Consider the following 20731-nt stretch of genomic DNA (forward strand, 5'->3'; position numbering starts at 1 on the left):
CGAAGTTATTAATTAAGCATCACCATCACCATCACTACCCGTACGACGTGCCGGACTACGCCCGAGATCCAAGATCTGATCAAGAGACAGCCTTTGGGCGCACCGGTGGAACCGGAGGTGTAGAGGATGTAGGCGACGCTCTCCGAGGACTGGGGCAGTTCAGGGTTACGCGGCGACAGGCCGTCCAGGTTCAGGTCTACGAGGCTGCTGAGCACCCGATGCGCGCCACTGTCTTGCACGATAAACGCCTGGCGCTCGACCGGCGCATTGACGTCCAGCGGTACATACACCGCCGCGCATTTGAGGATCGCCAGTTGGCAGATCAACAGGTCGAGCGAACGCGGCAGCGCAATCGCCACGCTTTCGCCCGGCTGCACGCCCTGGTTGAGCAGGTGATGGGCCAGGCGGTTCGCGCGCCGGTTGAGGTCGCGGTAGCTCAACGACAGCGGGCCATGCACCGCTGCCACCGCTTCCGGACGGGCCAGCGCCTGAGCCTCGAACAGTTGATGCACGGTGAGGTGCGCTGGGTAATCACGGGCGGTGGCATTGAAGTCCACCAGCAATTGGTGGCGCTCGGCGGCCGGCAGGATCGAGATGGCCTGCAGCGGCGTGGTGGGCGCCTGCTGCAAGGCGGTCACCAGATGGCGCAACGCGGTGAGCATGTAGTCGCCCACGCGCTGCACGTCCAGGCTCGCCACGCCTTGCACGGTCAGGGCAAAGCCTGTGCCCAGGTCATCGACGTTGAGCACCAGCGGGTAGTTGCTGCGTTCTTCGGAACTGAGAATCTGGATGCCGGAGGCCGCGAACGGGCTGTGCCCCGGCGCCTCGCCCGGCGCGCTGTGACGATAGTTGAGCAAGGTGCTGAACAACGGCAGCGAACCCGGCACGCCACTGCAACGCTGGGCCAGGGACAACGACGCGTGCTCATGCCCGAGCAACTGCGCCAGGCGCGCGTGGGTGGCGCGTACACCGGCTTGTACGCCGACGCTGCCCAGGCTGACGCGCAGCGGCAAGGTGTTAATGAACATCCCCAGCGCCCGGTCGGCGCCCTCGCCGCCCTGCATGCGCCCCAGCAACACGGTGCCGAACACTACCGCCTGCTGGCCGGACACTTGCCCGAGCACCTGCGCCCAGGCCAGGTGCACCAGGCTCGCCGTGCTCACGCCCAATTGCCGCGCCTGTTCGCGCAGGCCCAGGCTCAAGGCCGGTTCCAGTGGCAGGTGGGCTTCAAGGATGCCGCTGCCGTCGCCATTCACGTCCTGCAACCCGAAGGCCAGGGTCGGCTCGTCGATATCGCCGAGCATCTCGCTGAAAAATGCTTCGTGCTGCGCCTGGCTGACCCCAAGCCGTGCCTGGGCCACATAGTTGCGGTACTGCACGGCGTCGGGTAATTGCGCGCTGTTGCCGGACAGGCTCGCGCTCATTTCTGCCACCAACACCTGCAGGGCGGTGTGGTCCAGCAGGATATGGTGCAGCAGCAGGATGCCGACGAAACGGCCCTGTTCCTCGGCGTAGGCAAAACGCATCAGCGAGGCACGGCTCAGGTCGAGGCGGAAGTGGCGAGGATCGAAGCGTTGCTGCAGTTGCTCAAAAGGCTCGTCGATACGCTCGACGGCCAGCGCGGCCTGGCGCAACACCACCTGCACCGGCTCATTGAGGCCTTCCCAGAGGATCGCGGTGCGCAGGATGTCATTGCGCTCGATCACGCTGTGCAGGGCCTGGATAAACGCGTCCACCGCCGCCTGGTCGTTGAAGCTGAACTGCACCTGCAACACGTAGGGATCGCCCTCGGTGGTTGCCAGGTGATGATAGAGAATACCGGCCTGCAACGGCGCCAGGCCGTAGATGTCCTGCACGTTGCTGATGCCGCCGGGCACGCGCTGGATGATGTGGTCGAGGGCCGCCTGGTCCAGTTCCACCAGGGGCAGCATGTCCGGGGTGATGTGCGTGGTGGCGTGGGTTATCAGGTTGGTCGGGACCTGTACCTCTTGCTGTCCGCCCACCGCCGCCGCCAGTGCCGCCAGGGTCGGCTGGCCGAACAGCACACGCACGTCGGCGCTGAGGTCGACCTGGCGCATGCGTTCGATCAGCTTGACCGCCAACAGCGAATGGCCACCCAGTTCGAAGAAGTTGTCGTCACGCCCCACGTGCTCGAGCTTGAGCAGGTCTTGCCAGATCGCCGCAATGGCGTTTTCCACCGCGCCTCGGGGGGCTTCATAGCCCCGTCGAGCCAGGGCATCGGCGTCCGGTGCGGGCAGTGCCTTGCGGTCAAGCTTGCCGTTGGTGGTCAACGGGAATTGATCCAACTGCACAAAGGCGCTGGGCACCATGTGTTCGGCCAGGCTCAGCAGCAGGTGGTCACGCAGGTCGGCGGCGCGCAGTGCGCCTTCGGCAATCACGTAGGCCACCAGGCGCTTGTCACCCGGCGCATCTTCACGGGCGACCACCACGGCGTCACGCACACCCTCGGCGCTGGCCAGGTGCGCTTCGATCTCGCCCAGTTCGATGCGGAAACCGCGGATTTTCACCTGGTCATCGTTGCGGCCCAGGTATTCGACGCTGCCGTCGGCCAGCAGGCGACCGAGGTCACCCGTCTTGTACATACGCAGGCCGGTGGCTGGGTCGGGCAGGAAGCGCTCGGCGGTCAGCGCGTCACGGTTGAGGTAACCGCGCGCCACACCGGCGCCGCCCACGTACAACTCACCGACCACACCCAGCGGCAACGGCTCGCGACGCGCGTCGAGCACATACAGTTGCAAATCGGGAATGCGCACGCCAATCGGGCTGACACCCACCAACTGCGCGTCCGCCGCCTCCAGGGCGCGGTAGGTCACGTGCACGGTGGTTTCGGTGATGCCGTACATGTTCACCAGTTGCGTGCCGGCGTTGATCGCCCGGGCGTACCACGGCTTGAGCATGCCCGGCTCCAGCGCTTCGCCGCCGAAGATCACCTGGCGCAGGGAATGGGACTGCGGGTTCTGGCCTTGTGCGGCGATCAATTGCCGAAAGGCGCTGGGCGTCTGGTTGAGAATGCTCACACCCGCTTCGCACAGCAGCGTGTAGCACTCGTCCGGTGAGCGGCTGACCAGTTGCGGCACGATCAGCAACTGGCCGCCGTGCATCAGTGCGCCCCAGATTTCCCAGACCGAGAAGTCGAAGGCGAAGGAGTGAAACAGCGCCCAGACGTCGTTGCGGTTGAAATCGAACCAGTGCTCGGTGGCCGTGAATAAGCGGGCAACCTGGCGGTGCTCGATCATCACGCCCTTGGGCTGGCCGGTGGAGCCGGAGGTGTAGATCACATAGGCCAGGTGGGCCGGGCTGACGTTGACCCGCGGGTTGACGATGGATTCACCGCGCAGGCCGTTGAGGTCGACCTGTGGCAAGTCGCCAACCAGATGGCGCGTGTTGGCTTGTACCAACACGGCCAAGGGTTCGCTGTCGGTTAGGGTGTAGGCGATGCGCTCCAGCGGGTACGCCGGGTCGATCGGCACGTAGCCGGCGCCGGCCTTGAGGATGCCCAGCAGGCCGATGATCATTTCCGGGCCACGCTCCACGCAGATCGCCACGCGGTCATCCGGGCGGATGCCCTGGGCCAGCAGGCGGTGGGCGACTTGGTTGGCGCGCTCGTTGAGCTGGCGGTAGGTGAGGCGCTGGTTGTCGAAGCGCAAGGCAATGGCTTCAGGCTGGGCGGCGGCGTGGGTTTCGACGTGTTGGTGGATCAGGGCGGTGTCGGCGTAAAGCGCGGGGCTGTGATTGAAGCGATGCAACAGGCTCTGGCGTTCGGTGTCGGGCAGGATAGTCAGGCCGCTGAGCGGCATATCCGGTCGCTGTTCAAGGGCCTCGGCCAGGCTTTCCAGAGCGGTATGCAGGTAGGTGGCGACACGTTCGGCACCGATGGACGCGTCGACCATCACGGTCAGGGCGAAATCTTCACCCAGGTCATCGACGTTGACCGTCAGCGGGTAGTTGGTGCGTTCCTCGGCGCTGAGTACGCGGATGCCCTCGGCGATCTCGATCACCTCGGCCATGTCCGTGGCGGCGCTGTGGCGGTAGTTGAGCATGGCGCTGAACAGCGGCGTCGGTGCGGCAACGCCACTGCAACGCTGGGCCAGCGCCAGGGAGGCATGTTCGTGGTTGAGCAAGGTGGTGAGGCGTTCGTGAGTCGCCTTGACCCCGGCGCGCACGCTCTGCTCGCCCACGTCTACGCGCAAGGGCAAGGTGTTGATGAACATGCCCAGGGCCCGCTCACCGCCCTCGCCCGCGCCCATGCGGCCGAGCATCACGGTGCCGAACACCACCGCGTCGCGCCCAGAGACCACGCCCAATACGCGCGCCAACGCCAGGTGCATCATGCTCGCCACGCTCACGCCAAGCGGCCGCGCCAGGGTGCGCAGACGGCGGCTCAACGCGCTGTCGACGGCAAGGCGTGCCTCATCAATACCCAGGCCGTCGCCCTGTACGTCCTGCAAACCGAAAGGCAGTGTCGGCTCCTCGATATCCGCCAGCATCTCGCGGAAAAAGACCTCATGGGCCTGCTCGCTGACGCCATGGCGCACTTGGGCGATGTAGCTGCGAAACGGCACCGGCTCTCCCGCCTGGGCTTGCTCGCCGGCCAGGTACAACTGGATTTCATGGCGCACCACATCCAGGGCGGTGTGGTCGAGGATGGTGTGGTGAAACAGCAGGGTCGCCGCCACACACCCGGTGAGCGAATCCTGGGTAAACACCAGGCGCAGCAGCGGTGCCTGGCCCAGGTCCATGCGGTCGTTGCGCGCATCGAAATCCACGGCTTCGCACGCCAGGCTTGCCTTGCGCCACACCACTTGCAGCGGTTCGTCGAGACGCTCCCAGACTATCGAGGTGCGCAGGATATCGTGGCGATCGATCACCCATTGCAACGCTTCGGTAAAGGCGTGCAAACGTGCGCGATTGTCGAATTCGAAATGCGCGTGCAGCACGTAGGGGTCACCCTGCTCCGCCGACAGATGGTGGTAAAGCATGCCTTCCTGCAGCGGCGCCAGCGGATAGATGTCCTGCACATTCGCCGCGCCCCCAGGGATGGCCGCGACGATACGGTCGATAGCCGCCTGGTCGAGGCTGACCAGCGGCAGCATGTCCGGCGTAATGCGGTAGGCCGGACTCAGCCAGTCACCGCCATGCTCGGCCACCAGTTCCAGCAGCCGGGGTTTGTGAGCAATCAGTTGATCCCACAGCGCATCATCCAACGCCTCGTCGTCACCGAGGATGATCAGGTCGCCTTCTTCCAGTTGCAGACGGATCGCATGGGTGGAAATCGCTGCCAATAATTCGCTGAACTGCATGGGGTAACCTGCCTGGTAAGTCACGGTTGAGGAGAAAGTCCGTTTTCAGCTGCCGCGTAAATCGGGTGCTGGGCGCCGCGCGCCCAAAAAAAGCGGGCGCAGCCGGGGGCCTGGAGAGGCTTCCGGCAGGCTTGGAAAATTAAGGGATTTGGCAGGCGGGGGGTGACATGGTAAGCGGGGACAAGAGAGATCAGGGTTGGTTCAATCTCAATGAAAACACCTTACGCCTGTGGCTGGCGGGACCTTGTGGTGAGCGGGCTTGCTGTGGTGAGCGGGCTTTTTTGTGGTGAGCGGGCTTGCCCCGCGCTGGGCTGCGAAGCAGCCCCAACACGGCCACCGCGTTCTTTCAGGTAAAACGAGTTGGCCGGATTAGGGCCGCTTCGCAGCCCAGCGCGGGGCAAGCCCGCTCACTACAACGAACCTGCCCATCACAACAGGCCTGCCCACCACAAATTCAGGCGGAGGGTAATTTGAGGTGGCGGGCGTACCACGGTCGTCTTGGCACGCGCTTGAACAGGCCCTGTAATAGGTTTTCGTCTTCACCGAAGGTAATGCGCAATGCCAGCTTCATGGTCTCCGGGTCCATCTCCATCGACCGGCCCATCTGCAGGCCCGGCGTGGTGCTGCAGCCATGGGTGTCCGGGCCGAGCCAAGGGTCGCCGACTTCCACCCAGCGTCCCGGTGCGAACCAGGCTACGCCGTTGACCTCCATGCGCCTGACTTCGCCTGGATTGAAGCGTTCATGGGCGCGGAACCAGTCTTCGATACGGTCATCGATCCAGCCGTGGAAGTGCCAGAACACCGGGTTGACGTGCGAGGAAAACGGGTCGCCGAGGAAGTCGTTTTCCGCCGCGTACCAGCGCGGGGCGAAGTCGGAGGGGTCGCGGGCGAAGGGCACGGGCGCGCCGTTCGACGGGTCGCGCGGCACTGAGGCCCAGCGCATGTGCAGCCAGTCGTGCAGGCCCAGTTCCATCTCGGAGCCCAACTGCCCCAGGGTGAATTTGGCCAGGTAGCGCGGATCGCGGTATTGGGACTCCCAGACCTGGAAGTTGCTGTGGTAGGTCTCGGCGCTCTTGATGTCGCTGACCCACTGGGTGTAGTCGCCGTCGTCCGGCGCCAACCAGGTCGGTGGCAGCGCGAAGCCGTCGTGGTTGTCGAAATAGCGCAGAAAGCCCAGGCGATCACGTTCCAGGGCCGGTTGCGGCTCGGGGAACTGCGGCCATGAGGGCAGGTCCTGCATTGAGCGCGCGGTGCCGAGCATGTGCCGGTGCATGAAGAAGAAGTCGATCCCCGAGCCATTACGGTCCTTGCGCTTGCCCCGTGCGTCGCGCTCCTGGCCACGCGGGCCGGGCTGCCAGCCGATGCCGCGCAGGGCGTCGCGTTTTTCTTCGGAGAGTTTGTGCCACTGGTCACGACTGGCGTGCCACAGCTGGTGGAACAGGCGGTGCTCGGGGGAAATCAGCCAGGCCAGCAGGGTCGGGTTGAGGCCGATACGCTGGCGGGCTTCCGGGAACCACTGTTTATGGGCGATGAAACGGTTGTCGCGCTCAACGAGCGCCAACGGGCGGTCGAGGTCGAGGATCTGCCCGCTGAGGGTGCCACTGCCGGCGTTGCCGAAGTCGGCCCAGACTTCGTCGAGGGTCATCTTGAATTCATAGGCCGGCGTGCCATCGGCCGAGTCCCGGTCGATCAACCGCCAGTACAGCACGGCGCTCTCCCCGGTCAGCAGATCACCGAGCACGCGGTAACGCGGTTCGCCTTCGGCGCGCAGGTTGGCGGCGGTGTCCAGGTAGCCGCGCAGGCCACGCCCACGGGGGGCGATGTCGAGCAACAGCGCCAGGCCTTGCAACGGCAGGCCCTTGAGGCCGGCATCGCGGCCTTCCAGGCGCAGGTCCCAGACCCCGCGCAGCGTGTTCGCCAGGTGCTGGCCGGCGGTGTCGGCCAGGTCCACGGTGGCTTCGCCGGGGGTGATGGGGAATTCTTCTTCGCGCGTCAACTCGCGATGGGCATAGAAGGCTGCCGGCACAGCGGCGCCTGTCAGTGCCAGGCCTGCGATGAACCCACGTCGAGAGATGGTCATTGTCTACCTTAGGAAACGGCTTTATCAGAGCTAGAACGTTTGCACGCCGGGGAAATTTACCGCCGCGCCCTGCCCGCCTAAATTTCCCCGCCCATCACTCGTTCTTCCCTGATAGCGAAGGCCTCAACTGACTGAGATGGCAATGACAAAACCACGTTCGAAAAAGGCGCTGTATATCGGCTTGCCGCTGGCATTGGCCATCGGTGCCGGGGCCGGTTTCCTGGTCTGGGATCACTGGTTCAAGGGCAATGCCGGTTACCCGCTGGAGGTGATCAAGCAGGCCAATGAAATGCAGGATCGGCTGCTGTCGTTCGACAGCCACATCACCGTGCCGGTGGATTTCGGCACCGCCGGCAACGAGGCCGACAAGGACGGTGAGGGCCAGTTCGACCTGGCCAAGGCGGCACGTGGGCGCCTGTCCGGTGCCGCCCTGACGATTTTCGGCTGGCCGGAAATCTGGAACGGCCCCAACGCGCCGCACAAGCCCACCGACGGTTTTGTCGAAGCCGCGCGCCACGAACAGGAAGTGCGCTACAAGATTATCAGCGGCATGGTGCGCGACTACCCCAACCAGGTCGCCATCGCCTACACCCCGGATGATTTCCGGCGCCTGCATGGCGAAGGCAAATTCGCGATTTTCATCAGCATGCTCAACGCCTACCCGCTGGGCAACGACCTGAACCAGTTGGACCTGTGGGCGGCACGCGGCATGCGCATGTTCGGCTTCAGCTATGTGGGCAATAACACCTGGTCGGACTCGTCGCGCCCGCTGCCGTTTTTCAATGACTCCACCGACGCCCTCGACGGTTTGTCGGAGATCGGCAAGCAAGCGGTGCACCGCCTCAATGACCTGGGGGTCATCATCGATGTGTCGCAGATGTCGACCAAAGCCTTGGAGCAAGTGGCGCAATTGAGTCGTACGCCGATGGTGGCGTCGCACTCGGCACCGCGCGCGGCGGTGGATATCCCGCGCAACCTGAGCGACAAAGAGCTGCAACTGATCAAGCACAGCGGTGGCGTGGTGCAGATCGTGGGGTTCTCCGCCTACCTGCGCCCACTGAGCCAGCCGACCCAGGACAAGCTCAACGCCCTGCGCGCCCGCTTTGACCTGCCACCCCTGCCCAACCTGGCCATGGCGCTGATGCCGGGCGACGCAATCATCGCCGCCTGGCCCGAACACAAGTTCGGCGAGTACGCCAGCGCGCTGTACGCCATCCTCGATGAGGAACCCAAGGCCACCCTCAAGGACCTGGGGGATGCCATCGACTACACCGTGCGCAAGATCGGCATCGACCATGTCGGCCTGGCGTCGGACTTCAACGACGGCGGCGGCGTCGAGGGCTGGAACAACGTCGGCGAAATACGCAACGTCACCGCCGAACTGATCCAGCGCGGCTACTCCGAAGCCGACATCGCCAAGCTGTGGGGAGGCAACTTCCTGCGGGTGTGGGACCAGGTACAAAAAGCCACCAAGCCCTTGGCCAACCGCTAATCATCCAGAAGCCCGTCCATGACCGACCGCCGTACGTTCCTCAAACAGGCTGGTGTATTTGCCGCCAGCCTGCCACTGGGCGCCGCCCTGCTCCCGCAGGCCGTCGCCGCCAACGCAACCAATGACCCATGGACGGGGCTCAAGCAACTGTTCAACCAGGACCCGGACTACCTGCACTTTTCCAATTTCCTGGTGGCTACGCACCCCAAGCCGGTGCGCGAGGCCATTGAGCGTTACCGCGCACAGATCGACCGCAACCCAGGGCTGGCCATGGACTGGGACCTGCAGGAAGCCTGGAAACGCGAAGGCCAGGTACGCGAGTGGGCCGGCCGCTACCTGAAGGCCGCACCGGCGCAGATCGCCCTCACCAGCAGCACCTCCGAAGGGCTGGCGATGATTTATGGCGGGATCAAGGTACGGCCGGGCCAGGAGATCCTCACCACCGTCCACGAGCACTATGCCACCGAGTACAGCCTGGACTTTCGCGTGCGCAAGGAGCAGACCCAGGTTCGCAAGATTCGCCTGTTCGACAACGCCAACCGCGTGTCCATCGACGAGGTGCTGGGCAACATCCAGCGCAATATCCGCCCCAACACGCGCGTACTCGGCATGACCTGGGTGCAGTCCGGCAGCGGCGTGAAACTGCCCATCGGCGAAATCGGCAAACTGGTGGAAGAACACAACCGCAACCGTGACGCCAAGGACCGCCTCCTCTACGTGGTCGACGGCGTGCATGGTTTCGGCGTGGAAAACCTCGATTTCCCGGACATGCACTGTGACTTCTTCATCGCCGGCACCCACAAGTGGATGTTCGGCCCACGCGGCACCGGACTGGTGTGCGCCCGCGACCCGCAAAACAACTACGTGACCCCCATGGTGCCGACCTTCTCCGAAGACAAAGACTTCGCCACCAGCATGACCCCAGGCGGCTACCACGCCTTTGAGCATCGCTGGGCAGCGGACGAGGCCTTCAAGCTGCATCTGCAGCTGGGCAAGGCGCCGGTGCAGGCGCGCATCCATGCACTGAACACCGAACTGAAAGAGCAACTGCTGGCCCACCCGCGGATCGAACTGGTGACCCCGCACAGCCCCGAACTGTCGGCCGGCTTTACTTTCTTCAGGGTTAAGGGCCAGGACAGTGACGCCGTAGCCGCCTACATGATGAAAAACCGTGTGGTGATTGACGCGGTAGACCGTGATGTCGGCCCGGTGATCCGCACCGCGCCTGGGCTGCTCAATTCTTCCGCAGAGATCCAGCGCTTCATGACGTTGCTGGGCCAGCGGGTGTAACGCACACCTTTTCCACGTTGAATGAGAGGACTCCATGAACAAACCCCTCACGGCATTGGCACTGACCGCCCTGTGCGGCGCCTTGTTGCCAAGCCTCGCCCAGGCCGCCGCGCCACAACCCGGCAAAGTATTCAAGGACTGCAAGGACTGCCCGGAAATGGTAGTGCTGCCCGCCGGCACCTTCACCATGGGCACGCCAGAGGATGAAGTCGGCCGCGAGCCGGATGAAGGCCCGATGCACGACGTGACCTTCGCCAAGCCGTTCGCCATGAGCCGCTTCCACATCACCGCCGGCGAATGGGACAGCTACATCCGCCAGACCGGGGTGAAGATCGCCGACGGTGACACCCGCCCCGGCCGCGAGTGCATCGCCAGCAAGCCGCGCTACCCCCAGGGCCCGCGCCAACCGGCAGTGTGCATGGACATGGACGACATCAAGCAGTACGTGGCCTGGCTGTCGAAAAAAACCGGCCAGCAGTACCACATGGTCAGCGAAGCCCAACGTGAATACGCTGCGCGCGCCGGTTCTACCGGGCCGTTCCCCTTCCCGTTCGATGAGGGCAAGGGCTACAGCATCGCCAAGCACGCCAACACCTATGGCCCGGCCGATGGGTACAGCTACTCATCGCCTGTCGGCAGCTACCCGCCGAATGCGTTTGGCATGTACGACATGCATGGCAACGTCTACGAACGGGTGGCCGACTGCGAGCACTCCAACTACATCGGCGCGCCTACCGACGGCAGTGCGTGGATGGAGCCGAACTGCGAGGGCTACATGATTCGCGGCAATGACTGGGGAGAAGCGCCAGTGTTCTCGCGCTCGGGCAACCGCAACAACATCTACCCGCAGACGCGGGGGGATTGGATTGGCTTTCGGGTGGTACGCGACCTGTAATAACGCAGGAGATCAAATGCGGGAAGGGGCTTGCCCCCGATGGGGGTGTATCAGTACCTGACCTACCACCATCGGCGGCATAAGTATCTACACAACGCTGCAGCAACCACGGCAACCACGATGCGAAGCGAGTCGCTCTTGATCCTGATCTTGATCTAGCTTTTGATCTCAGGCGCCCCGTCAAACACGTTGGCCGAACGCAGGCTTGAAACAGTGGGTAACCCGGCAGGACGCCGGGTTAGCCGTCCTGGGCCAAGGATGGCCCATGACGGCGGCCCACGGATTCAAGCCGGAGTGAGGGCACACCGAGCCTAGGCGAGGTGCCGAGTGTTGGGGCGAAGCGTTTTGGGTTACTTTTTGCGCTCTTCAAAAAGTGACCCACTGTAAGAGCGGAACCATAAGCCGCCGTTACCTAAATAACGGATATGTACCCTGTCTGATCCAACATCCAGGTCAGCTGTCAGGCCGCCACGGGAGCAAGCTCCCTCGCCACAGGTCCTGCGCCATACCCAGAATTGTGTAGATACCGAGGCCCCGATGGCGCTGAATCAGTCACCTGATGAATCGACTGACCCAGCGCCATCGGTGGCATAAGTATCTACACAACGCTGCAGCAACCACGGTAACCACGATGCGAAGCGAGCCGCTCTTGATCCTGATCTTGATCTAGCTTTTGATCTCAGGCGCCCCGTCAAACACGCTGGCCGGAATTCGACAGGGATTTGGGGGGTAAACCGGCAGGGATGCCGGTTTAGCCGCCCCGCGCCATGGATGGCACGTGGCGGCGGCCCCCCAAATACCTGTCGGATTACGGGCACACCGAGCGTGAGCGAGGTGCCGAGTATTGGGGCAAGAGCGTTTTGCTTACTTTTGCGCTCTTCAAAAGTGAGCCGCTGTAAAAGCGGAACCCATAGCGGCCGTTACCCAAATAACGGATATGTACCCGGTCTGATCCAACATCCTAGTCGTCTGCCAGGCCGCCAACGGGAGCAAGCTCCCTCGCCACAGGTCCTGCGCCATACCCAGAGTGGTGTAGATACCGATACCCCGATGGCGCTGAATCAGTCACCTGATGAATCGACTGACACACCGCCATCGGGGGCAAGCCCCCTCCCACATTTGGATCACGGGGTGACAGTTAGATTGTAGTCAGCTGTCAGGCAGCCGGCGGGAGCAAGCTCCCTCGCCACAGGTCCTGCGCCATAGCCAGAATTGTGTAGATACCGATGCCTCGATGGCACTGAATCATTCACCACACTGCTATCGGGGGCAAGCCCTCCTTCCCACACTTTTAACTGTGCCCGCTTTAGAGTCCCTTCCGCGCCAACAACGCCAACCCTTCATGCAGCGCCGGAAACAGGCTGTTGTTGAAGTTGTTCCAGCGCAGTTCGAGGATGGTGTCCTCCGGCGAGATCTCGGTCTTGAGCACGTCATGGAACACTTCACCCGAGTCGATGCCGTTGTCCACGTAGTGGAACGACGCGCCGGTGAGGTACAGCGGCTCCGATGGCGTCGTGGCCTTGGTCGTCCAATCGGTGACCGTCAGCCCACGCGCACCGTACAGGGCGTTCCAGGTCGCGTAGGCGCCACGGCGCTCGTAGGGCGATTCGATGCGGGTAATGCCCGGGTGAATGTTCATGATGCGGCGGGCAAACGGTGCACCGGGACGCACCAGCTCGTCGAGGATCACCAGCAGGCCGTCCAGCACCACGATATCCGCCTTCAGTTCCACCAGCGTGTCGTGCAGGCGGCGTTCGAAGTCCTGCTTGCCGGCGATGTGTTCCGCGCTGCCCCGTGGCAGGCGGCGATAGGTGGACGGCACGCTCAACAGCAAGTCATTGACCAGGCGCCCCTGCACCCGCAGGTCGGCCGGGTACAGCCACTGGCGGCCCGGCGTGTAGGCAAAACCGTAGTCGTTGACCAATTGCTGGTCACGCGGGTTCTGCTCGTCATCGTCATACACCACCCCCACCAGGTTGTAGGCCTCGCCCAGCGGCGTGTCGTTCAGTGCCCCCGCCAGGGATTCCAGCACCGACATCATGTAGCGCTCGTGGTCCTTGTAGGCCACCGGCTGCCCAGCCTTGTCGGCAGCGGCATTGCGCAGGGACCACACATACACCAGGTTCTTTTTCGTCATTGTTTCGCTCTCACTGGATAGATCAGGCACGCGCCGATACGCGTGCGCCTACACCACAAGAACGAACCAGGCCCCGCCCAATTTATCCATCGCGGCCACCGCCTGGCACGCCGAGCTAAATAGTCGCGCCGACACTTCGTTTGTCATGGGTAAGGGTCTGTGTGCCCAGCCCCCTCTTTTTCACTTTCCGGGAAGTATTTATGACCGACCCCAAGCGCGGCGCCTTCAACGGTTTGCTCGCATTGCTCAGGCCCTTTCGCACCCTCGTGACCGTCTCCGTCGCCCTGGGCATGGCCGGCGGCCTGGCCATCACGTTGCTGCTGGCGACGATCAATAATGCCCTGCACTCGCCACAAGGCATGACCCAGGGCGTGATCCTGACCTTTGCAGCCTTGTGCGTGCTGGCGCTGGTCAGCTCGATCATTTCCGACATCGGCACCAACTACGTCGGTCAACGGATCATTGCCGCCCTGCGCAAAGACCTGGGTGAAAAGGTGCTGTCGGCGCCCATCGGGCAAATCGAGCGCTACCGCTCCCACCGACTGATCCCGGTGCTGACCCACGATGTCGACACCATCAGCGACTTCTCCTTCGCGTTCACGCCCTTGGCCATTGCCGCCACGGTGACGCTGGGCTGCCTGGGCTACCTGGCGTACCTGTCGGTGCCGATGTTCCTGATGATGGTCGTCGCCATCGTGATCGGCAGCGCCGTGCAGTTCATCGCTGGCGGCAAAGGTATCCAAGGCTTTGACCTGGCACGCAGCCATGAAGACGAATTGCAGCGTTATTACAACGCCATCGCGTCCGGCGCCAAGGAACTGCGTATGCATCGGCCACGGCGCTTTCGCATGAACACCCACCGTATCCAGGAAACGGCGGACCGCATCAGCGATATCCAGGTGCGTTCGGTCAACATCTACATCCTCGCCAAGACCTTCGGCTCGATGCTGTTCTTCGTGGTCATCGGCCTGGCCCTGGCGATGCAGGCCTATAACCCGAACCCGGACCCGACCGTGATCACCGGCTTCGTGCTGGTGCTGTTGTACATGAAAGGCCCGCTGGAACACCTGCTGGGTTACCTGCCCGTGGTGGGCAAGGCGAAGATTGCCTTCGGGCGTATCAGCGAGTTGTCGGAGCGCTTCTCCTCGCCTGAACCGCACCTGCTGATGGATGACAGCGAGGCGCCGACACCGATCGTCAACAGCCTGGAACTGCGAAACGTGAGCTACAGCCCACCGGCCGTGGAAGGCAGCGAGCCGTTTCACCTGGGGCCGATCAACCTGAGCATTGCCCAAGGCGACATCGTATTTATCGTCGGCGAAAACGGCAGTGGCAAGACCACGCTGATCAAATTGCTGCTGGGGCTCTACCCGCCGCAGTCCGGCGAAATCCTGCTCAACGGCGAGGCCGTGACCGACCCCGAGCGCGATGACTATCGCCAATTGTTCACCACGGTATTCGCCGACTACTACCTGTTCGACGACCTGGTCCAGGGCAGCGCCACCCAGTCACTGGACAGCGCCACTAAATACCTGGAACGCCTGGAGATCGCGCACAAAGTCAGCGTCAAGGACGGTGTGTTCAGCACCACCGACCTGTCCACCGGCCAGCGCAAGCGCCTGGCACTGGTCAATGCCTGGCTGGAGGAACGCCCGGTGCTGGTATTCGACGAATGGGCCGCCGACCAGGACCCGGCCTTCCGCCGGATTTTCTATACCGAGCTGCTGCCGGACCTCAAGCGCCTGGGCAAAACCATCATCGTGATCAGCCATGACGACCGCTATTTCGACATCGCCGATCAGTTGGTACGGCTGCGCGCCGGCCAGGTGATGCATGAAATGGAGCCTGCATGACATTTTCTTTTCCGGTTTTCCGAAGTAGGAACGTCTCACTAGTGGTAATGAGAACTAACCTCAATAAACATTAAAATTTGCCCACTTAAAACATAGAAGAGAAACCATCCATGTCAGCACGACTCGGTCTCAGCCCACTGAGCAAAGCGCTAACCAGGGCCCTGAACATCAACCTTCTGCCGAGCGCGCTTGCCCTAGCGGTATCGCTGCCGGTTGCCGGCTATGTGCAGGCACAGGAGATCGAGTTGGATATTCCAGCACAGGCACTGGGGAGTGCACTGCAGGAATTCGGCCGCCAGGCCAACCTGCAGGTGCTGTACAGCCCGACCGACGTGGCGGGAAAAAACAGCACGGCGATCAAAGGTAAACTGGATCCGCAGCAGGCGATCAACACCTTGCTGGCAGGCACTTCGACCACTCACAGCCTCAGTGGCAACGCGCTGACCGTTACCGCCGCCGGCGCGTCCGCCGGGCTGGAATTGAGTCCGACCCAAGTGACCGGCAACGTGCTGGGCAACATCACCGAGGGCTCCGGCTCCTACACGCCGGGCACCATTGCCACGGCCACGCGGCTGACCCTGACCCCGCGGGAAACCCCGCAGTCGATCACGGTGATTACCCGCCAACATATCGAGGACTTCGGCCTCAACAACGTCGATGACGTGATGCGCCACACGCCTGGCATCACCGTATCGGCCTATGACACCGACCGTACCAACTATTACTCGCGTGGGTTCTCGGTCAACAGTTTCCAGTACGACGGTATTCCGTCCACCGTGCGCAACGTCGGCTACTCGGCGGGGAACACCCTCAGCGACATGGCGATCTACGACCGCGTCGAAGTGCTCAAGGGGGCCACCGGCCTGCTCAACGGCGCCGGCTCCCTGGGCGCGACCATCAACTTGATCCGCAAGAAGCCGACGTCGGAGTTCAAGGGCCATGTGCAATTGGGCGCTGGCTCCTGGGACAACTATCGCAGCGAAGTGGATGTAAGCGGCCCGTTGACCGACAGCGGCAATGTCCGGGGCCGTGCAGTGGCGGCGTACCAGGACAAAAAGTCCTTCATGGACCATTACTCGCGCAAGACCGAAACCTACTACGGCATTACCGAGTTCGACCTGTCCCCCGACACCATGTTGACCGTCGGCTTCGACTATCAGGACAACATTCCGAAAGGCTCCAGCTGGTCTGGTTCGTTCCCGTTGGTCAACTCCAACGGCAGCATCAACAAGATGCCACGCTCCTACAACAACGGCGCCACCTGGAGCTCCTGGGAACAGAACACCCGCACCGCCTTTGCCATGCTTGAGCATGATATGGGTGACGGCTGGGTCACCAAATTCCAGCTCGACCACAAGATCAACAGCTACCATGCCGACCTCGGTTCGATCCAGTTTGTCCAGCCGGCAGCCGATGGCACCGCCGAGGTCAACGGTCAGAAATACACCGGCGAAACCAAAAGCACCTCCGCCGACCTCTACGCCACCGGGCCTTTCAGCCTGTTTGGCCGCGAACATGAACTGGTGGTGGGCGGCTCGATCGGCACGTCGCGTTGGCAAGGCAAGGGGTACTGGTCGCCGGAATGGCCAGGCGGCAATAAAGTCGATTTCTATAACTGGAATGGCCACATTGCCAAGCCGATCTACGGCCCTGTCCAGCAATACATCGACGATACCATCCGCCAGACCGGCTACTACATGACCACACGCTTGAACGTGATGGATGACCTGCACGTGATCCTCGGTGGGCGCGTCGCCAACTACCACGTCACCGGTATCAACCCTTCCTACAAGGAAACCGGCCGCTTCGTTCCTTACGCCGGTGTGGTCTACGACCTCAATGACAACATTTCGGCGTACGCCAGCTACACCGATATTTTCCAACCCCAGGAAAGCACCTACAAAGACCGGAATCAGAAGCTGCTGGAACCGGATGAAGGGCAAAACTATGAGTTGGGCCTCAAGGGCGACTTCCTCGATGGCCGCCTGAACGCCAGCCTTGCTTACTTCGAAGTGCATGAGACCAACCGCGCTATCTCGGACGATGCCTACAACAACCAGACCCCGGCCCCGAACAACTACGCGTTCAAGGGTTCCAAGGCCGTTACCAAAGGCTATGAAGCTGAAGTTTCCGGTGAACTGGCGCCGGGCTGGCAAGTACAGGGTGGCTACACCCACAAGATCGTGCGTGACGATGACGACAAGAAAATCTCCACCTTCGAGCCTGAGCACCAGGTCAACCTGAACACCACCTACAAACTCAAGGGCGACCTGGACCAATTCACCATCGGTGGCGGCCTGCGCTGGCAGAGCAAGGGTTGGTATGAAATCTACAACTCGCCGCTCAACACCAACCAGGACATCACCCAGAAGTCCTATTGGCTGGTGGACTTGATGACCCGCTACCAGGTCACCAAGAACCTCTCGGCGACTGTCAACTTCAACAACATCTTCGACAAGTCCTACTACACCAACGTGGGCTTCTATAACTCGGCGGCCTACGGTGAGCCGCGCAACGTGATGTTCAGCACCCGCTGGGACTTCTGATGTGATGCCTTGATCGCCCTGGCGGCGATCAACCAAAAGCCCGATGGAAGCGCTGCTTTCATCGGGCTTTTTTGTGCCCCGCCCTCCCCTGTGGCGAGTCCCCTGTGGCGAGTGAGCTTGCCCACTCGCCACAGGTTCAGTCTTCATCACCTGATGTGTTATTCCATGGCGGCCACCAGGCTACGGATGAACTCGGCACTGTCGATGATCCCGTCGTGATCAGTCTCGATCATCACTGAACGCTCGATCCGCCCCTGAACAAGGGTGCTTGCCATGTGCTGCTCGATGAGGTCCTTGAACTGCCCGGCGCGGCTCATGGACGCCCACCAGCAACTGACCGGGGCCTTGATCGGCTTGAAGTCCGCCGCCGACAGACGCTCACTGAGCGCGCGGTCGACCTCCCAGGAAATCTGCGCCTCATTGCCACGCAGCAACTCGTCCTTGATACCGGTAAAGGCGTCGCCCAGGGTCTGCTCGGCCCAGGCGATAAACCCTTGCCATTGCCCCGCTTCGTCTTGGGCATCGCGCTGACATTGCTGCCAGGCCGCCTGAATCCGCTCGGCAAACGCCGGGAACATCACGCCCAACAAGGCCGCACGCCGCTCGTTCGCCGAGACTTCACGGTCATCCTCGGTGACGACCGCCTGCCAATAGGGCGTGAGCCACTGCGGCGGCGCGGCGTCGATCCAGCCGACAAACTCGACGTCGCGTCCCGCTTGCTCCAGCACGTAGGCGACTTCCATCGCCAGGTTGCCACCCAACGACCAGCCTGCCAGGCGGAAGGCGCCCTGAGGCTGGGCCAACAGGAGTTGCTCGGCGTAATCCTCGACCATGGCTTGCCATTCGGGCACTGCTGCACCGTCTTCGGCCAATGCACGGCAAATCACCCCGAACACCGGACGCTGCTCCCGGAGCGCGAGGGCAATCGCGGTGTAGCAATGCACCGAACCGAAGCTTGGGTGGAACATGAACAACGGTGTGCCTTCGGTCTGGCTGTTGAGCTTGACGATCAACGAGCTGCGCGCGTCGCCCTGCAGGCAGTTGACCTGGCCGCGTACCGTCGGGTTAAGCATCAACTGGCTGACGGACAAGCCGACACCGCTGACTTTACGGATACGCTCCTTGAGCATCAGCACCAGCAAGGAGTGACCGCCCAACTCGAAGAAGTTGTCGTTTAGCCCTACGCGCTCAACACCGAGGACATCACGCCAGATCGCCGCGACTTGCTGCTCGATGGCGCTTTGCGGGGCCTGATAAGCGTCCGCGCCTTGCGCCTCCGGTTTAGGCAACGCCTTGCGATCCAGCTTGCCATTGGGGCTCAGCGGCATCTGTGTCAACACTACCCACTGCGCCGGCACCATGTAGTCCGGCAACTGCGCCGCCAGGTGCATCGCCACCTGTGCTTTCCAATCCTCGCTCGGCGCCTGCAGCACCAGGTAGCCCACCAGGTGCGTGCCGTCCACGGCGAGCACCGCCGCTTCACGCACGTACGCATGCTCCAGCAGGCGGGCCTCGATTTCACCCAATTCGATGCGCAAGCCACGCAGCTTGACCTGGTGATCGATGCGCCCGGCGTACTCGATCACCCCATCGTCGCGATAACGCGCCAGGTCTCCGGTGCGATACAAACGGGTGCCACTGCCGAACGGATCGGTCACAAAGCGTTCGGCGGTCAGCGCCGGCCGACGGTGATAACCGCGCGCCAGGCCGACGCCGCCGAGATAGAGTTCACCCAACACGCCAACGGGTGCCGGTTCCAAGTTGCCGTCCAACACGTAGCAGCCCAGGTTGGCGATCGGCCGACCAATCGGCACGGCGTCACCCCCTTCGTCGACGCAGGTCCAGTGGGTCACGTCGATTGCCGCTTCGGTCGGCCCATACAAGTTGTACAACCCGGCACGTGGCAGTTTGGCGAACACCTGTTGCTGGGCATCCACCGGCAGTGCTTCACCGCTGCACACAATGCGCTGCAGGCTGTGACAGGCGCCGACGCCGGCATCCTGCAAGAAGGCCTGGAGCATGGACGGCACAAAGTGCAACGTAGTGACTTGTTCGGCGTTAATCAGGCTCACCAGCCTGGCCGGATCACGATGGTCGCCCGGCGCTGCCACCACCAGGCGCGCACCGGTCATCAACGGCCAGAAGAACTCCCACACCGACACGTCGAAACTGAACGGCGTCTTCTGCAAGACCGTGTCACTGCCGTCCAGGCCATACGCCTGCTGCATCCAGCACAGTCGGTTGGTCAGCGCCGAATGGCGGTTACCCGCACCTTTGGGTTGGCCGGTGGAGCCCGAGGTGTAGATCACATAGGCGAGGTTTTCGCCATCGACGACGACCTGCGGATTCCGCTCGGCGTAGGCCTGCAACCCCTCATCGCCCTGCTCCAGCACCAGGCTGTGCAAGCCCGCTGGAATCGGCAGTTGCTCCAGCAAATGCGCCTGGGTCAACAACAGCTTCACGTCGCTGTCTTGCAGCATGTAGGCCAATCGATCGCGGGGGTATTCCGGGTCCAGCGGCACATAAGCGCCACCTGCCTTGAGTACCGCCAGCAGGCCAACGACCATTTCAATCGAACGCTCAACCGCCAGCCCCACGAGGACATCCGGCCCGACGCCGGCCGCCATCAGGCGATGCGCCAGGCGGTTTGCCCGACGGTTAAGCGCGGCGTAACTCAACACCTGCCCGGCAAATACCAGCGCCGGTGCGTCCGGCGTGCGCACCACCTGGGCTTCGATCAACTGATGCACCGGCAGGTGCAGCGGGTAGTCCGTGGCCGTGGCGTTCCAGGCATGCAGGACCGTTTCGCGCTCGGAACGGGCCAGCGAAGGCAACGTTGCCAGACGCTGGGCGCCATCCACTGCCAATGCCTGCAACACCTGCTGGAAGTGCTCGGCCAACCGTTCGATATGCGCCGCGCTGAATGCCTGACGGTCGTAATTGAACTCCAGGCCCAAGGTGTCACCGATGCCCAGCAAGACGGTCAACGGATAGTGGGTTTGCTCCAGGCTGTGCACGGCGCCAAACGTGAGCCCTGAAGGTGCGCCCTGCTCCAGCGCTTCGGACACCGGGTAGTTCTCAAACACCAGAATGCTGTCGAACAGCGCCTCCCCACCC

General features: G+C 62.7%; 8 protein-coding genes and 1 pseudogene. 5 read left to right on the top strand and 4 right to left on the bottom strand.

What is annotated here, in order from left to right; genetic code table 11:
• Positions 1 to 53 precede the first annotated feature (53 nt).
• Positions 54 to 5321 (bottom strand): annotated as a pseudogene (locus K7431_RS27635) (amino acid adenylation domain-containing protein); the annotation flags it as partial.
• A 454-nt stretch (positions 5322 to 5775) separates the two neighbouring features.
• Complete coding sequence (gene pvdP / locus K7431_RS27640) at positions 5776 to 7401, bottom strand: pyoverdine maturation tyrosinase PvdP (protein ID WP_012723755.1); 1626 nt, start codon at positions 7399 to 7401, stop codon at positions 5776 to 5778.
• Between the two features lie 142 nt (positions 7402 to 7543).
• Between pvdP and pvdM the strand changes: the two genes are divergently transcribed.
• Genes pvdM through pvdO form a run of 3 tightly spaced genes read left to right on the top strand, consistent with a single transcriptional unit; the run spans position 7544 to position 11078 of the window.
• A complete protein-coding gene (gene pvdM, locus K7431_RS27645) occupies positions 7544 to 8893 on the top strand; it encodes a pyoverdine-tailoring dipeptidase-like protein PvdM (protein ID WP_012723754.1) in 1350 nt (449 codons plus the stop codon).
• An 18-nt stretch (positions 8894 to 8911) separates the two neighbouring features.
• Positions 8912 to 10183 carry a pyoverdine-tailoring periplasmic protein PvdN gene (pvdN, locus tag K7431_RS27650; protein WP_012723753.1) on the top strand — a complete coding sequence of 424 codons (1272 nt, stop codon included), beginning with the start codon at positions 8912 to 8914 and terminating at the stop codon, positions 10181 to 10183.
• Between the two features lie 34 nt (positions 10184 to 10217).
• Positions 10218 to 11078 (top strand): dihydropyoverdine dehydrogenase, encoded by an 861-nt coding sequence (gene pvdO / locus K7431_RS27655; protein ID WP_012723752.1) that lies wholly within the window; start codon positions 10218 to 10220, stop codon positions 11076 to 11078.
• 1306 nt (positions 11079 to 12384) lie between these two features.
• On the opposite strand, the gene K7431_RS27660 is transcribed toward pvdO, so the two are convergent.
• Complete coding sequence (locus K7431_RS27660; RefSeq protein WP_043205223.1) at positions 12385 to 13215, bottom strand: N(5)-hydroxyornithine transformylase PvdF; 831 nt, start codon at positions 13213 to 13215, stop codon at positions 12385 to 12387.
• A 200-nt stretch (positions 13216 to 13415) separates the two neighbouring features.
• Between K7431_RS27660 and K7431_RS27665 the strand changes: the two genes are divergently transcribed.
• Both K7431_RS27665 and K7431_RS27670 read left to right on the top strand, forming a co-directional pair.
• Positions 13416 to 15068: a cyclic peptide export ABC transporter gene (locus K7431_RS27665; RefSeq protein ID WP_012723750.1), complete on the top strand. Its 1653-nt coding sequence runs from the start codon at positions 13416 to 13418 to the stop codon at positions 15066 to 15068.
• A 110-nt stretch (positions 15069 to 15178) separates the two neighbouring features.
• The gene (locus K7431_RS27670; protein WP_012723749.1) at positions 15179 to 17614 is read left to right on the top strand and encodes a TonB-dependent siderophore receptor; all 2436 of its coding nucleotides are present in this window, start codon (positions 15179 to 15181) and stop codon (positions 17612 to 17614) included.
• A 158-nt stretch (positions 17615 to 17772) separates the two neighbouring features.
• Here the strand turns inward: K7431_RS27670 and K7431_RS27675 are convergent.
• On the bottom strand, positions 17773 to 20731 hold a 2959-nt coding region (locus K7431_RS27675), incomplete at its 5' end, for a non-ribosomal peptide synthetase (RefSeq protein WP_224316757.1).

It is taken from the genome of Pseudomonas fluorescens group sp. (assembly GCF_020093335.1).
GTDB lineage: Bacteria > Pseudomonadota > Gammaproteobacteria > Pseudomonadales > Pseudomonadaceae > Aquipseudomonas > Aquipseudomonas petroselini.

Bases quoted from the DNA above. Each gene is read 5' to 3' on its own strand.
- K7431_RS27665 (WP_012723750.1), top strand. From the start codon at position 13,416: ATGACCGACCCCAAGCGCGGCGCCTTCAACGGTTTGCTCGCATTGCTC.
- pvdO (WP_012723752.1), top strand. From the start codon at position 10,218: ATGAACAAACCCCTCACGGCATTGGCACTGACCGCCCTGTGCGGCGCC.
- pvdM (WP_012723754.1), top strand. From the start codon at position 7,544: ATGACAAAACCACGTTCGAAAAAGGCGCTGTATATCGGCTTGCCGCTG.
- pvdP (WP_012723755.1), bottom strand. From the start codon at position 7,401: ATGACCATCTCTCGACGTGGGTTCATCGCAGGCCTGGCACTGACAGGC.
- pvdN (WP_012723753.1), top strand. From the start codon at position 8,912: ATGACCGACCGCCGTACGTTCCTCAAACAGGCTGGTGTATTTGCCGCC.
- K7431_RS27670 (WP_012723749.1), top strand. From the start codon at position 15,179: ATGTCAGCACGACTCGGTCTCAGCCCACTGAGCAAAGCGCTAACCAGG.
- K7431_RS27660 (WP_043205223.1), bottom strand. From the start codon at position 13,215: ATGACGAAAAAGAACCTGGTGTATGTGTGGTCCCTGCGCAATGCCGCT.